Genomic DNA, 15,130 nt, shown 5'->3' with positions numbered 1-15,130 from the left:
AGAATGTTATTTAATCATCAATCCTTAGCGCTCAATCACCCCGCCCCACTTCCAGCATCCTATCAAGCGCCAGTTTAGCTCTCTTCCTGATATCCTCCGGGACTTTTATCACATGCTCATTCCGCTCAAGCGCGCGGATTATGCTTCCCAGCGTGTTCATTTTCATATTCGGGCAGACAGCATATCGCGTTGCAGGGATGAACTTTTTGTCGGGATTCTCCCTGTTCAGCCTGTGCAAAAGCCCTACTTCGGTGCCGATGATAAACTCCTTTGAAGAGGACTGCGCCGCGTATTTCAGCATGCCCGACGTACTCAGTACCTTATCTGCAAGAGCTACGACTTCGGGCCTGCATTCAGGGTGGACAAGAACCAGAGCATCGGGATGCTCCTCTTTTTCAAGCAGGATATCGCCTGGCAATATCAGGTGATGAGTGGGACAGTACCCTTTCCACGGGATTATCTTCTTTTCAGTGTTGGCAGCAACGTACAGTGCAAGATTCCTGTCAGGGACAAAGATTATCTCATCTGCTTCCATCGAATTCACCACTTTAATGGCGTTCGCTGAGGTGCAGCATACATCGCTCTGCGCCTTCACTGCCGCTGAAGTATTCACATAGCAGATAACAGCCGCCCCTGGGTGCTTTTCTTTCTCAAGCTTCAGGGATTCGGGCGTTATCATGCCTGCCATCGGGCACTGGGCACTCAATTCGGGCATAAGCACTGTCTTCCCGGGATTGAGCACAGCTGCGCTCTCTGCCATGAAATCAACCCCGCAGAAAACTATCACGTCTGCGCCGCTTGAAACTGCTTTCTGGCTCAGGCCGAAAGAGTCGCCCACGAAATCAGCAGCATCCTGGACATCGCCACGCTGGTAATTGTGAGCAAGGATGATTGCATTTTTTTCTTTTTTTAGCCATTTGATCCTGTCAAAATCATTCATATTTCAGTGTCCAACATTATCCTATTGCTTAAAATGTTTTCCTGCCACACTCGTCAAAATCAAAAACTGGCGCTGAGCAGGATCATCACATCATTTTATTTTGTATATTCGCACGCTGTCATTATACACAAGTTCAAAAAGCTTATCATCGTCGAATTTCTGCAATCCTGTTCGGGGATACTTATCTTTTTCGATATCCCCGACATAAACATACTGCACATTGTATTTTCTTAGAAGTTCAACAGCTTTCTCCTTTTCGGTTGTTGAGTATGTTGTATTAACATCCCGGACTCGCTCATCAACTTTATCCCAGCTATTGCCCCATATTATTTCATGAGACGTCCAGCCGATCACGGTCGGAAGCCCTGTGAGAGTGGAGATGCGTGATGAGTACGTATAAGCACTGCCGGGTGCTTCCAGGATCACGGGCATACCTGTAATGTTCCTGTTTATCCACCGGACCGCCCTGTAATCGTCGATATTTTCTTTGCTCACGTATGCAGTCCCGTCCAGAGTCCCGCGCGTCGATGAGCCAAAAAACGTCGTGCCGCTCGTCCAGCTTGTAGTCGATGCAACAGGATGGACGAGTGATGCAAAGACCATAAAAATAACAGCTACCGACCAGATAGCAATGGTCATTATTTTAAACCTGCCTGCCCTGTCCTGCCCGAGGATATAGTATATTGCATATGAGGAGGCAATTCCCCACAAAACCCATACCTGAAGATGCAATTTCATAATCGTGTTAAAGCGCGCCACAGGCATGGCATCCATAATGTATAATATCTCAGGGAATACAGCAACAAGGCTTCCAAGAAGCACAAGCAGCAGAGTGAATTTTTCATCGTGCCCCTCGAACCTCTTTATCCCGTAGAAGGATATCAGGGCAATCAATGCCAGCAGGGGCAATACCTGTGAACGAAAAGCAACCCCGGATACCAATACCACAGGAGGCATCACGGCGCCGAACAGTATTATTTTCCTGTGCGTACCCTCGTATTTTTCCCTGTGCTGCCAGCAGTAAACGAACAGGAACGAGAGCAGCAGGAACACAAAGAGAGCGAACACCTGCAGGAAATCTAAAAGAGATGTACTCTCAGGAACAGGCAGGATACCGATAAATCCTCCTGAGTTCCTTGTGAGGTAATAAGGCAGGTACAGTATGATACTGAGAGCCGCTATCCTGGTGCTGAGGTTCAGAGCCTCTTTTTTGCGCGTGAAGACAAAAATAAGATAAACAAAAAGAAGATAGGTAGGGTATTCCCATATGCTCAGTCCTGCGAAAAAGCCGATCGTTAAGCTAAGAAGCAGGATATCCCATCTTCCTATTTTTTCAGCCCTGAACAGACCAAGACCAATAGTGATAAGCATTACCTGGAACGGTATCGACATCATGTGGGCGTGCAGGTAGCCATGTGCGAACGTATGATAAGGATAAAAATTAAATGTCTGCGGGATGATGCTTATCGAATCCCAGAAATTAAATTTCAGGAGCCACTGCTGTATATCAGGCACCTGCAGCGGCGTATAGTGTATAAATCCTCTTGAGACCGGGACAAGATACACGGCAAGTTGCAGGAACCCGGACATTATCCCGCTGACGGCTACGAACAGCGCGCCGGTAATCCCGTAAAAAGAACGCCGCGTGAGGTTGTACCCCGCACCATAAGCAGCCTGGGTTGTGAGCGCAAAGAACATCGGGATTGCAAGGTTGTACGTGATGTTCGAAGGGATGCCGGATAACTTTGTGAGCACTGCCACGAGCAGTTGACCGAAATAATAATAGCTCAGCGTCTCACCAGCATCCAGGGGTCGGGGGGTGGGAAATGAGCGCTCCTGAGAAGGGACTGCAGGAAGGCAAAGTCCATAAAATCCTCGGAGTTCGGGCCGTATATGTCCGGCTTGTTCATTATAATAAGTGTGAACACAAGAAATGAAATCATGAAGACAAGCTCGCTTTTTAACAAAATGCCTTTTCGGGGTAGAAGCCGGGGGTCAAAGCTGCGAAATGAGATTATAACCAGCAACACAAGCGCAAATACAATAGCAATAAGTCCGAAATCCGAAATCCGAAGGCTTACCTCCAGCCATACCAGGTACGTTACCAGAAGAAGCCCTATGAGTTTTGAGATCGAATAACCCCTGTCAGGCAGGTTGATGAAGCGGGCTACCAGAGGAAACGAAATAAATCCTATGGCTTCAACAATAAGCAACCACTCAATAATAAATACAGCCTCGGACATCCAAACACTCCCACATGTTGCATTTATTTAGATACTTTTGACTTCTTTAATGTATATACTCAGCCTGACTTATACCTGTTGCACTGGTGCAGGAATTCAGCGAACGAGGCTGAGGCTGGATGGGTATGCATATAGCTCGCAAGAGTATTATGTTCTATAAGCCCGTCCTTTCCCGAACTTATTCCTTTTCCCCGTCCCAGTTTATAGGCGAACATGGCATCCCTATCACATTCAGTAACAGAATAGTGGAACTCATGACCCCTGATAATCCTTCCTTTTTTTGCAAGAGGGGAATCCGATATTACCTGCGCCTCAGTATAACCGAGCGCCTGCAGCCTGTCTGTCATCCTCGAATTCGCTCCGAGTACGCCCGCCATTCTATAGGTCTTATCTGTGGTGAGGCTCTCATTCAGATACAGCAGCGCCCCGCATTCGCCGTATATCGGCATCCCGTCGTTCGCGGCTTTTTTTATATCATCGCGTGACCTTGAGGCTTCAAGCTCCCGCGCGAACAGCTCAGGATATCCTCCGCCAAGGTACATGCCGTCCACATCAGGCAGCCTGTCGCTCATCGGGCTGAAAAAAATAAGCTCCGCGCCCAGTCTCCTGAAAGCGTCGAATGAGTCCTGGTAATAAAAGCAGAACGCACCGTCCAGGGCAATCCCGATTCTGGTGTCGAATCCCTCATCCGGCTCATCCGGCTTTATATTCGGCACCTCATAGGTACCCGCGATCGTTTTTAGAGCATCTAAATCAACATTTTTCTCAATGAACCCTGAAAGTAATGTTACATCCAGTTCATTCTCGCCTGCCATATGAAGTCCCAGATGCCGCGACGGGATCGAGATCTCCCTGCTCGCCGGGAGCGACCCTATGACAGGAATCTTAATGCCGGCGCTGCGCAGCGAGTCCCTGATAAGTCCTGTATGCCTCTCGCTGCCCACGCTATTCAGAATTATACCCCGGATATCGACCCTATCGAACTCTGCAAAGCCTTTTACCATAGCTGCAACGCTCCGCGAAACACCGTGGGCATTAACGACTAATACCACCGGCACATTTAGTATTTTGGCTACATGGGCAGTGCTTGCTATCTCTGTATCATCCATGCCGTCGAAAAGACCCATTACTCCCTCTATTACGCAAAAGTCCGCATCTGCTGAGGCATGTATAAAGGTTTCAAGTACTCCGCGCTCGCCCATCATGTAGCTGTCCAGGTTCCTGGACGGGCGCCCGCAGACCAGGGTATGGTGGGTGGGGTCAATGAAATCGGGTCCTACTTTGAATGGCTGGACTTTGTAATTTTTGCTGAGCTCAGCCATCAAGCCTAAAGCAACTGTGGTCTTTCCCACGCTGCTGCCAGTGCCTGCGATGAGGACAGTGGGGATTTCAGTAATAGGTTATCACAGGGATGACAATGAGATTAAAGAATATAAGTCTCATCTATAAACAGCTTCGAAATAGGAGTGGAAAAGATATGTTACTTCTACTGTTCAATATACCCCCCAGTTCATCCATCTCGTACCCGTGATTGCCGCCAGTTCCCTGTTCATAGAAACAAGGTCATTGCTATCAAGTTTGTTGATATCATCTTTTCCCACGATCCTTGCCAGGTTGGCTATCTCCCGGGTCGATACTTCAATAAAATTAGTCAGTTTTTCAACTCCCTTCTCAACATTGAGCTGCGTGAGCAGTACAGGATTATGAGTGGTTACGCCTGTGGGACATAACCCTGTATAACATATCCTGTACTGCTCGCAGTTCATAGCGATCAGGGCAGGGGTGCCTATGTAGACCGCATCAGCCCCGAGTGCCAGGCACTTTGCGAAATCAGCAGAAGTACGCAGGTCTCCGCCGGCAATAAGGAATATCCTGTCCTTGACCCCAAGTTCTGTAAGGTACTTAAAAGCCCTCGGCAGCGCGGCAAATATCGGGATGCCGACATTTTCTCTCACGTATAATTCCGTGGCTCCGGTGCCGCCGCCAAAACCATCAAGGGCTATGAAATCAACACCTGCATCAACCAGAACACGAAGGTCATTCTCGATATTGCCGCAGCCTATCTTTGCCCCTATTGGAACACCGCCTGTAATGTCCCGCAGCCAGGAAACTTTGTCCTTTACATGCTGCGGAGTGGTCATATCAGGATGATGCGCCGGTGAATACGCAGCCTCGCCTCTCTTTAGCCCTCTCGCTTTTGCGACCTCAGGGGTCATTTTACTGGCAGGCAGGTAACTTCCTTTGCCGGGATAGGCTCCCTGACTGAACCTTATCTCGACCGCAGCGACCTTCTTCAGCAACTCTTCACCGACTCCGAACCTGCCTGTGGCATACTGGCCTATGTAAAAATCTTTTGCGATTTTGATTTCGTCCTCTAAAATCCCGCCTTCACCTGAGTTAAAAGCCATTTTTAACTGTGCAGCAGTCAATGCGATTACCTGCCTGACATTCTTTGAGACCGCACCGAAGCTCATACCGGTAATCATAATCGGGGTAGAGGCTCTCAATGGCTTTCTGGAACCGATAACGATTGCGGTATTTACTTCCTCATCCCTGTTCAGGGGAATCCTGTCCACCTGTGCGGGCACAAAATGCAGGTCATCAAGAGAGAACGGCAGCTTTTTCAACGAACCCATCGAACAGGGGATGCTCTCTCCTGTGTTCGCGATATCCTTGATATTTACAATACCCTGGTAAAAAGAACCATCCTCATCAGACCTCTTTTTACGCATTACGAAGCCGCTTAAACCGACCTCTTCTTTATCGCAGAAAAATAATCCGTTCAGTTTATATTCATAATAAACCGGACAGTTACTGCAATTACAGCCTCTTGCTTTGATATCGCAATCGCTTTTGCCCATGCCGCAATATAAAATCTCTCCTTCACAATCGTGAGGATAGCTCGGGCAGCCCGGGCATAGGCATTTTTCCCTGTTTTCCCTGGTATCCTGCACAGCCGCCATACTTACCCTGCTCTTCCATCTTTGCAGAAATAATAAACAGGTCTCCCGCTCACCAGGTTGTACCTGTGCCAGACTGCGCAGCTTCCGCAGATACACATCTGCGAGGGGTTAAGGTCCTTACAGGTAGCAGCCCCGGTAGAGCAGTACACTCCCGGAACGTCCCGAGGTTCGGGCACCCCACCTGCGCTTCCCAGTACTTCATCCAGCTTCCCCAGTATTTCATTTACACACCGGCTGCCGGTCTGGACCGGGCACCGTGGACACATGCAGGCTGTTATGTTCTCTGCCGTAAACGGAACTTTTGGACACGGATTTTCATTCATGCTCCTATACTCCCGTTATTAATTGGACTTTTGAGATTAAAAGCCTTCTGATTTTAAGAGTTATATGAAAAAGAGGAATAAGTTATGAAAGAGGATTCTATAAATCAGGCTACGAGTTCCGGAAGATACTCTTCCCTCTTAGACCAAAGAACTGGTTTTATATCATATTGCTCCAGAGCACTTTCCAGTTCGGCGTTTATGGATTGCTCTGTATCATTTAGAAATCCATATAATGTAGATTTCACAGGTCTTACTTCTTTTGTATCTGCCCAAGAGAAAATTAAAAAGCTTATATTCTGGCGGGTTGGACGATTGACGACTTGAATAACTCTTTCAGGTTGGTCTTTAGAGGAGGGAATAACGAAATCAAAGGACTGGTCGAATCCACTCTTTCCTGTGAATTTGACAGAAGGAGTAAACCGGATTTCATGAAGGCGCAAAAACTTCTCAACATCTTCCTTAAATATGCTTTCTACCATCGATCTCGCCGTAATAAACATATCGTTTAAAGCTAGCATGGACTGAATTAAATTATGTTTCTTTTGAGGAAAGTTATCAGCTTTCGCTACTGTAACAATCTCATCCACTCTAAGCTGAGTCCCAAAACCACTAAGTACTGCATTCACCAATTGTTTCCTTTTTTCTGTGGTGATTTCAAATCCGCTTAACTTAAGATCTCTGAGTATGTAACCATCATCTGAGAGAATAAGATTATCACCGTCTTTTTTTACATAAATCTGTAGACAATCATTATGCCTGTCAAGAAAAGGAGTGGTAATCTCACAAATACCTTCTTTATCAGCGTAGCTGATACTCTGTTTGAGCCACTCGATATATTTATTAACTAAATCCTGACACTCATTAAAACCCATTTAACGACTCCCTCCAAAACTTGGGCTTGTCAATGACATTACAATAGTCTAAGAAGTCCTCTATAGTCTTAAATAAGTCGATTGTATTGGGGAACTTATCAGTTGGAGCCGGGATTGCCCATTTATCCATGAATCCCTCCACATATAGATGAACGTGCGGGCAAGGTATTATCCTTCCGTTATAAGGCTCTAAATCTGGCAATGGAAGCGTTTCTACATAAGGGTTATGGTGTGGAGGTCCGTCAATATCAAGTCGTAATAAAATAGTTCTCTCCTGATGGCGTTCCTGGTACGTGCACTTTGTAATTTGTATTCTTCCTCTGTTAATATCTATTAAGAAGTTCTCTAACCCATTCTGGGAGATTACTGGAACCATTAAGGTATCCCCAGGAGACGGAAATGCATAGATATCATCATATTTCTTCACCTTTGGAAGGCCGATGAGAATATTCGCCTCATCCTGTGTTAACATTTTTTCAGATACCACCTTTTTCACTACATTGGAAGCTTTATATATATTTTTACTTATCCTATTTTAATCTTGTGATTTGGCTCGATTTATAAAGTGACTGGAGGTAACACCGGTATTAAGCTTGGATTCGAAAGGTGATAGATAGTTTTATCCTACCAAGCATAAACAAATGATAGAAGCTATCAGGAATACGGATGCAAAGGAAAGCGATAAAAAGGTCAAGGAACTGAGTGAACGGTTAAAACCGGATTTTGAAAAAAATCTGGATAACGATCTTCATATCAGGCAGGCTTTTGATGGGCTTTTGCACACTTTTTCAGGTGTTGAAATTAAACGACCAGTCTTTTCTTCATCAGGTTCACCGACAGTAAAAAGAACACGATTGAAGTAAGCGCGATCCAAACAAAGCTCAGCAGCATAAGCGGATGCGGGTTTGCAAGTGTCAGCGAACGCGCAATAATGACAACATGAGTCAGTGGCAGCAGGGCTATTGCAAGATACTGGATGGACATCGGCAGGAGCGAAAGCGGAAAAAAGGTGCCGCTGAAGAGGAACATGGGCGTTATGAACAGGAACATGGGATAATTGAGGGAATCTATGTTCGGGGAAACGGCTGTAAAACACATGCCGATCGTTGCAAAAAGAAAACCGGCAAGGAATGAGAACGGGATTATCAGCAGGGAGGAAGGAAATTCGATGAGCCCGAAGGCAGCCAGCACCGGCAGCGTGATAATGGTGTTTATCGTACTTCGCGTGGCGCCCCAGAGGAGCTCGCCTGTTATCACTTCTTCGATCGTCAGGGGTGTTGCTATTATGGCGTCAAAAGTTTTCTGGAAGTACATGCGCACGAACGAGGCGAAAGTACATTCAAAAAACGATGAGTTCATAATCGCAATAGCTATCAGGGCAGGGGCGATAAACCTTGCATAAGATATGCCCTCGATCTCGTTTATGAAAAACCCAACGCCGAACCCGAGGGAAAAAAGATATAGCAGTGGCTGTAAAAAGTTGGGGAGAAAGTTCACCATATATGTTTTCATGAACACGTCTTTATTTCGAAGCCAGACCTTCCAGGTGCTGCCTGTCAGTTCAGGAATATCAAAATATGACATCTTTTCAATCCCTCAATTTTCTCCCTGTGAGTTTCAAAAATACATCTTCAAGTGTGGCTCTCCGGGCAATTACCTTCCCGAGCCTGCAATCCTCAAGCAGAATACCAGTGATTTTCTGTGGGCTATCTGTATATACCTGTATCGTTTCCCCCGATATTTCATATTTTATACCAAGCCTGTCTAAACAACCTATTGTCTCCGGGCTGTTTTCAGCTTCCACAATATCGGTCCCCACATGTTGCAGGACAAGTTCAGCAGGCTTTCCTTCAACCAGGATTTTGCCCTGGTCCATAATCACAAGTCGGTCGCATAACTGTGCAGCTTCTTCAAGGTAATGGGTCGTGAGTACAATCGTGTTGCCCTGCGACCTCAACTTTTTGAGTTTATCCCAGATGAGGTGTCTTGCCTGCGGGTCAAGCCCGACCGTGGGCTCATCCAGTATTAAAAGGCGCGGGTCGTTGATAAGTGCTCTTGCAAGTATCAGGCGCCTCTTCATCCCACCTGATAATTGTACGATGGTTGTACTCTTTTTCTCACGCAGCTGCACGAGATCAAGAAGTTCGTCTATTTTCTTCTCAGCCACAGCACGCGGAATGTTAAAATAGCGTGCATACACAAGGAGATTCTCATACACTGTGAAATCAGGATCAAGATTGTTCTCCTGGGGCACGACCCCCAGAAGTCTTTTTATCTCCCGCTGGTGCGTGTTCACATCCACCCCGAATACCGAAAGCTCGCCTCCTGTTTTGGGCGATATGCACTGTATCATTTTCATCGTGGTGGTCTTGCCTGCACCGTTAGGACCGAGGAATCCGAACATCTCTGTTTCTTCCACGGTAAAACTCACGCTATCCACGGCGATAAATTCGCCAAACCGCTTTTCAAGATTAGAAGCCGCAATTATGGAAACTATAACAGACCACCATGCCTGCTAACAGGTCGTCTTTTCATTTATACTTCTGGATTTTCCCAACCTTTTCAACACGCCTAGAGCCTGCCTTAGCCCGATCTTCATCCCTGCCCTCCGCGCATTCTCCTTAAATACCCATGCATCGCCAAATCCGAGCCTTTCACCCCGGTATATCTTGTCAACGACACGGCGCTCGTTCTTCATCCATTTGAACTCATGCAATATCGAATGGGTATATTTCTCAGGATCATCCCGGTGCTGCAGCAGTAGCTGCGCGCTTTTCATGCCCGGTACTATACCGTCGCCTGCCAGGGAACCTACACAGCCAATTGCCTCCCCAATGCCCCACACAGACACGCTGCCACCTTGGATTGCTATATTATCTACAAAAGGGGTTGAATGGTGTGGGCATGTGATGCGTATCTTACCTTTGCAGGCACAAACCGTATAGCTATCTTTCTTCCATATTTTGCATATTTCTGAAAGCGCGTGGAACGATGATTCATTAATGCTTCCATAGCCAACGTGGTAGACGTTATCCGTTAGCGGAAAACACCAGGCGTAGCCTATGTAGCCGAGGCTGACCAAGTTACCGAGAGGTTTATCGCTGCGCACACGGCTCTGCGCGCACAGCAGCACGAGGTCGTTCTCTACGGGCGGAAGGTACGTGCGCGAAGTACCCGTTGCATCGATCACTCTGTCATACTTCGTTGTATTTAATGGAGTATAATAAACCGCAGCATCCTTAAGCAAGTCGCTAATCAGGCGGGGCTTGTTGAACGTTACTATATCCACCTTTATCTCGGTCCCGTCTATTATAACGTGGTCAAGCTGCTGCAAAATATAACTCTCCGGGTCAAGGTCCACATGCTCCAGTAACTCATTGAACCCTCCTGTTGCTCCCCACGCACAGGGGGAAATGCCGCATTTTGTCTCATGCTTGTGACCATATATATGTATCTCATCCTCGCTCTCATTTTGTAAGAGCCTGTACAGATATGCTCCTGATATTCCTGCCCCGGCTATAGCTATTTTCATAATTGTCACTTCCGGATTATTCTAATGTCCCCTTCATAATATCCCTGCATCTGTTTTATTATAAACTGATTGCAGAAAAACCTTTGGAATATGCTTAATCATATATGTTTATAAAACATATATAAACAGGGCAAGAAAGTGTGCGGGGGTAGTGAATATCAGCATCATTCATCATTTTAAAAGAAGTACAGAAGGCTATTTGAATGTAATTGAGCGCAGATATGATGAGAAAAAGGGCAGGTATATCAGGAAAAAATTTTATAATAGTTTCCTTGCGGACGTCTACTCTGACCTCCTTACAATGCTGGAAGCTATTCCTCATGGTCTTTTGCCGGCATCAGGTAAAAGCAGGAAGCGCACCGAAGTAAAAAGGTACAAAGAGTTCAATAAACGTGGCTTTCCGGTTCCTAAATTGCTTGAAGAAGGAAACGGTTACATCGATATTGAATATGTCGAAATGGCCGAATTATCAAGAGTTCTAAGAGATATTAACGTAAGCAAACAGAAAAAACTGGAACTTATTAGAATGGCTGCCGCTGAGATGAGAAAAATCCATGACGCAGGTTTTAACCTGGGTGATGTGAACGTACATAATATAGCATATACGCCAGAAGGAAAGATCGTATTCTTTGATTTTGAGCATCGCCTTATAAAAGAGAGCCGGGAAAACGATTATTCAGCGTTCGCAAGAAGTGCCGCGTATGAGATTCCGGATTCATCGGATGTGAGGGATGTGCTGAAAAGCATAGCTGCGGGATATGGTGAAAATCTGACGCGAAAAATAAACATAGTACCGTACACTTACCTTGTTTTTCTTGCGGAAAACAAATTGGGAAACCTGCACGAACTGATTAAGGCGAAAAGGTATGGACTCAAAAATTAGAATAGTTCCATGCGCAAAAAAGGCTGATGCTATTCGGGATTCACAAAAGAATCACACAGAGCCTTATGTAGGTGTGTAATGAAACACATAGAAAACTGAAGGTGAAGTGTGAAAGGACTACTTATAATCATACTGGTTTTATCAATAGTTCTGGTTTATTATTCAGGCGGTGTTGCAATAAAAGATGGAAAGTTGAGCGTGGATTACCGGACCATGGTGGAAAAGCTCTCCACGACATATCATAACACTGCAGGAGAATTCTCTAAAGCCATTCAGGGTATTTCAGGGAACATATCTCTCTCAAAGCCCCCGCCAGCATATGAACTTCAGGTAACAGAGGTCAAATATCTTAAAGATTGTATCCAGGTATCGATCGATAAAAGGGACCCCTGCCTTTTTGTCAGTCTGGAAATGAGGAACAATCACAGCGAGCGTATAGATTTTGAGATGATGGGTAAAGCCGTAGTCACCAGGGATGGAAGACAGCTTGAGAGGTATGGCGGGCTGTATAATACCAAAGAATTGAACGGGTTATGCGATACAGATGTTTATTATAAGGTATTCCCCGGCGCACGTACTGCCACAGGCATGTGTTTCCCGATGGTCGGTAAAGGCGATGAGCCTGTGCTGTATATTAAGATGTCTGCCAATGGGAAATGGAAAGAGCATAATTTTGATCTGGCGCCAGATATTTCTTAGAATATATAAAGATAACGAGCGCCATAATAATAAAAAAGAAACGTATAAATCGGATTTTTTAGCCGGTTGTGAACATGTATTGTGTAGTTGTGGGAAGCTCTTTTCGTATCTTCAAAAGATGCGGATAGTAGATAATCATTGATTCAACTCTCTTCTCCGGCGTTTCTTTTCCTGATATCCTGCTTATTGCCGCGCATTCGCTCCTGCCTGAAATCCTGATAGAGCCTCTTTCCATCGAGGAACTCATCTCAAGGTATATGGGAAGCCTGAGTTTATCCTGTTCCCATTCCGGTATAATTGAGGCAAGTCTCTCAAGTTCTTTTTTATCGAATGAATGGATGGAACCATCCAGGTTCTCTATGCCTGGCTTGTCTTCCTGAAGAAGCTGTTTAAGTGTTATTCTTTTCTTTGGAAGATGCCTGTTCAGCGTCTGTATGAATCTCAGGGATATCTTTTTTTCGAATTCGTCTTCGTTAAACATGGGTTAATGGATTGTTATACTGATAATCAGTATTGACCGCATTGTTCTTTGTCTTTTCCATTTGCATCCTCAGTGGTCTTGATTATATTCTGCTTAGCAGCTACCCGGCTCTTAATATTCATCAATGGGCATATCTTTCCACTCTCCATCCACGGGAGACGGGTTTTTCCTGAGCGAAAAAACTATAGACCCGTCACTTATTTTGTGATTCTTTGAATCCCTCTCCTCCGCCCACCTGGCAAGTTCACCGCTTTTTAACATAGTGCGCAATGCGAATTTGATGCTTCCCCCATCTTCCTTATGCTGCACATTCGCTGCGCCGTGTATTAACCTGACATACCTGAACCCATGCTCGTAAGCCTCTTTGATTTTCTCCCGCGCTACCATGCAGGCGGTCCTGCGGGAATAACCATGCAGGTCAACTTCAATGCACCTGTTGAAGATATCTACATCGTAGCGTGCCATAAGAGGGCAGGTATTATTTACAATTATTTAAAATTTTGCAATGTTAGGTAGAACAACAAAATGTTTATCCCATCATATATATTGAAAAGACAGTATAAGAATTAGATACTATGACAGCGCAAACAGAGAAGAATAACATTATCCTGTTCAACCCGATGCCAGTAAAACATCCAGTTGCTATCCAGAATAAGAAAACAACGTCCCTCCAGGTCCCTCTTATCAATGTGCCGCTCTCGCTTCTCGCTCTTGCAAGGATGGTCAGGGATGATTTCAATGTTAAAATATTCAATGCCGTAGTTGACAGCGACTATAAAGACCTGATACTTTCCGGCTGCGAGAACGCACTCTGCCTTGCAGTCAGCAGCATGACCTGCTACCAGATCCGTGACGGGATTAATGTTTGCGCTGCTGTGAAGGAACGATGCCCGGAACTGCCTGTTATCTGGGGCGGGTACCATCCATCAACAGAACCTGTGCAGACGCTGGAAAACCCGAACATCGATATCGTTATCAGAGGTCAGGGCGAGCTTACTTTTAAGGAGGTCGTGGAAAGCCTGAGGGATAAAAAATCCCTCAAAGGAATTCCCGGTGTATCCCATAAAGACGGCAACCGTATCATAAACAACCCTGACCGCGAATTTAAAGACCTCAATATTTTCCCGCCTATCCCCTATGATATGGTCGATGTGGAAAAGCATATCAAGGGTTATAAGTTTGGCAACCGCTGTATAGATTATTACATCAGCCAGGGTTGTGCCGCACGCTGCGATTTCTGCTCCGAACCCCTGTTTTGCGGCAGGCACTGGTCAGGACTTTTACCTGGAACTGTAGTTTCTGAGCTTGAACATCTCGCAAAGACTTACAATATCGACACGTTCATGATACGCGACAGCGATTTCTTCCTGAACATCAGGCGTGTGAAAGAATTATGCGAGCTTCTGGTTAAGAAAGACATGGGAATCCGCTTCACCAGCGTCAACGGGAGGATGGAGCACCTTGCACGCATTGATGATAAGACATGGGCTCTTATCCGTAAAGCAGGCGTGCATGAGATATTCATCGGCTTTGAGAGCGGGTACCAGGATGCGCTTGATGCCATGAATAAAGGCGCCAGAGTGAGCCATATTAAAAACTGCATCGATAAGTGCATAAAACATGATATTGATGTTCGCGGCTCGTTCATGGTCGGGATTCCGGGTGTGGACGTAAAGAAAGAGGTCAAAAGTACACTTAACGAGATACATAAAATAATATGCGCATACGGAGAGCGCAGGAGGCTCGCGCACATGGATATTCTGCTGTCGTTCTTTACACCTTACCCGCGCACTAAACTTTATTATACTGCGCTTAAAAACGGACTGAAACCGCTCAATACGCTTGAGGATTGGGGTGACTTTGACCAGTTCGACTTCAAAGCGCCCTGGTTCCCGGAGGAATACTTTAACCTCGTCAGGGAATTCAGGGCTGGCATGCCGTGGAACTCAGCTTATGAATTCGAGGAATGGTGCGAGTTTTACGAGGGGATACAAGAGAAACTTGAGAGAATATAAGTGTTTAAGTTCTTCGCGACGGTCTCTATGCCTCTGAGCCTCTGTGGCTTCAGAAACAAATAGCCACTGAGTCAACTATGAATGCGGTTCATAAATGAATATGAAAAAGTATGACAAAATATGCATCAACAACGAACTAATACTAACTCACAACGAACTCCGGTTGCGTGAGTTCGTAT

At 45.7% G+C, this 15,130-nt stretch carries 15 protein-coding genes and 1 pseudogene; 4 read left to right on the top strand and 12 right to left on the bottom strand.

All coding sequences use genetic code 11. The features are described 5' to 3' along the window. Positions 1–31: 31 nt before the first annotated feature. The 7 genes and pseudogenes from nadA to MNV_RS03295 form a co-directional block, all read right to left on the bottom strand. Positions 32–940, bottom strand: coding sequence for a quinolinate synthase NadA (nadA, locus tag MNV_RS03330; RefSeq protein ID WP_096203961.1), 909 nt, complete (start codon positions 938–940; stop codon positions 32–34). A gap of 90 nt (positions 941–1,030) precedes the next feature. Continuing rightward, a pseudogene (locus MNV_RS03325) lies at positions 1,031–3,183 on the bottom strand (DUF2298 domain-containing protein). A gap of 59 nt (positions 3,184–3,242) precedes the next feature. Continuing rightward, positions 3,243–4,556: a cobyrinate a,c-diamide synthase gene (locus MNV_RS03315; protein ID WP_306453615.1), complete on the bottom strand. Its 1,314-nt coding sequence runs from the start codon at positions 4,554–4,556 to the stop codon at positions 3,243–3,245. Between the two features lie 120 nt (positions 4,557–4,676). After that, positions 4,677–6,146, bottom strand: a complete 1,470-nt coding sequence (locus tag MNV_RS03310) for a glutamate synthase-related protein (protein WP_096203957.1) — start codon at positions 6,144–6,146, stop codon at positions 4,677–4,679. Positions 6,147–6,148: 2 nt separating this feature from the next. Next, a complete protein-coding gene (locus MNV_RS03305; RefSeq protein WP_096203956.1) occupies positions 6,149–6,469 on the bottom strand; it encodes a DUF2769 domain-containing protein in 321 nt (106 codons plus the stop codon). A gap of 104 nt (positions 6,470–6,573) precedes the next feature. Next, positions 6,574–7,341 (bottom strand): DUF1829 domain-containing protein, encoded by a 768-nt coding sequence (locus MNV_RS03300; protein ID WP_096203955.1) that lies wholly within the window; start codon positions 7,339–7,341, stop codon positions 6,574–6,576. Further along, the gene (locus MNV_RS03295) at positions 7,331–7,828 is read right to left on the bottom strand and encodes a DUF6978 family protein (protein ID WP_218837877.1); all 498 of its coding nucleotides are present in this window, start codon (positions 7,826–7,828) and stop codon (positions 7,331–7,333) included. The genes MNV_RS03300 and MNV_RS03295 overlap by 11 nt, the downstream gene beginning before the upstream one ends. A gap of 154 nt (positions 7,829–7,982) precedes the next feature. Between MNV_RS03295 and MNV_RS20060 the strand changes: the two genes are divergently transcribed. Next, positions 7,983–8,204, top strand: a complete 222-nt coding sequence (locus tag MNV_RS20060; RefSeq protein WP_218837876.1) for a hypothetical protein — start codon at positions 7,983–7,985, stop codon at positions 8,202–8,204. Here the strand turns inward: MNV_RS20060 and MNV_RS03290 are convergent. The 3 genes from MNV_RS03290 to MNV_RS03280 all read right to left on the bottom strand — a co-directional run bounded on the left by MNV_RS03290 (position 8,143) and on the right by MNV_RS03280 (position 10,873). Continuing rightward, positions 8,143–8,925: an ABC transporter permease gene (locus MNV_RS03290; protein WP_096203954.1), complete on the bottom strand. Its 783-nt coding sequence runs from the start codon at positions 8,923–8,925 to the stop codon at positions 8,143–8,145. The genes MNV_RS20060 and MNV_RS03290 overlap by 62 nt on opposite strands. 4 nt (positions 8,926–8,929) lie before the next feature. Next, on the bottom strand, positions 8,930–9,772 hold the full coding sequence (locus tag MNV_RS03285) for an ABC transporter ATP-binding protein (RefSeq protein WP_256999930.1): 843 nt from the start codon (positions 9,770–9,772) through the stop codon (positions 8,930–8,932). An 84-nt stretch (positions 9,773–9,856) separates the two neighbouring features. Continuing rightward, positions 9,857–10,873 (bottom strand): geranylgeranyl reductase family protein, encoded by a 1,017-nt coding sequence (locus MNV_RS03280; protein ID WP_096203952.1) that lies wholly within the window; start codon positions 10,871–10,873, stop codon positions 9,857–9,859. Positions 10,874–11,024: 151 nt separating this feature from the next. Between MNV_RS03280 and MNV_RS03275 the strand changes: the two genes are divergently transcribed. After that, on the top strand, positions 11,025–11,756 hold the full coding sequence (locus tag MNV_RS03275) for a lipopolysaccharide kinase InaA family protein (RefSeq protein WP_096203951.1): 732 nt from the start codon (positions 11,025–11,027) through the stop codon (positions 11,754–11,756). Between the two features lie 108 nt (positions 11,757–11,864). Further along, positions 11,865–12,455 (top strand): hypothetical protein, encoded by a 591-nt coding sequence (locus MNV_RS03270; RefSeq protein ID WP_096203950.1) that lies wholly within the window; start codon positions 11,865–11,867, stop codon positions 12,453–12,455. Positions 12,456–12,513: 58 nt separating this feature from the next. Here the strand turns inward: MNV_RS03270 and MNV_RS03265 are convergent, their stop codons facing one another. Beyond that, on the bottom strand, positions 12,514–12,936 hold the full coding sequence (locus MNV_RS03265; protein WP_096203949.1) for a DUF61 family protein: 423 nt from the start codon (positions 12,934–12,936) through the stop codon (positions 12,514–12,516). Between the two features lie 111 nt (positions 12,937–13,047). Beyond that, positions 13,048–13,401, bottom strand: coding sequence for a Smr/MutS family protein (locus MNV_RS03260; RefSeq protein WP_096203948.1), 354 nt, complete (start codon positions 13,399–13,401; stop codon positions 13,048–13,050). Positions 13,402–13,511: 110 nt separating this feature from the next. On the opposite strand from MNV_RS03260, the gene MNV_RS03255 reads away from it, so the two are divergent. Next, the gene (locus MNV_RS03255; protein WP_096203947.1) at positions 13,512–14,951 is read left to right on the top strand and encodes a B12-binding domain-containing radical SAM protein; all 1,440 of its coding nucleotides are present in this window, start codon (positions 13,512–13,514) and stop codon (positions 14,949–14,951) included. Positions 14,952–15,130 lie beyond the last annotated feature (179 nt).

The organism is Candidatus Methanoperedens nitratireducens (genome assembly GCF_900196725.1).
GTDB lineage: Archaea > Halobacteriota > Methanosarcinia > Methanosarcinales > Methanoperedenaceae > Methanoperedens > Methanoperedens nitroreducens_A.
This window is presented reverse-complemented; position numbering and strand designations above follow the sequence as displayed.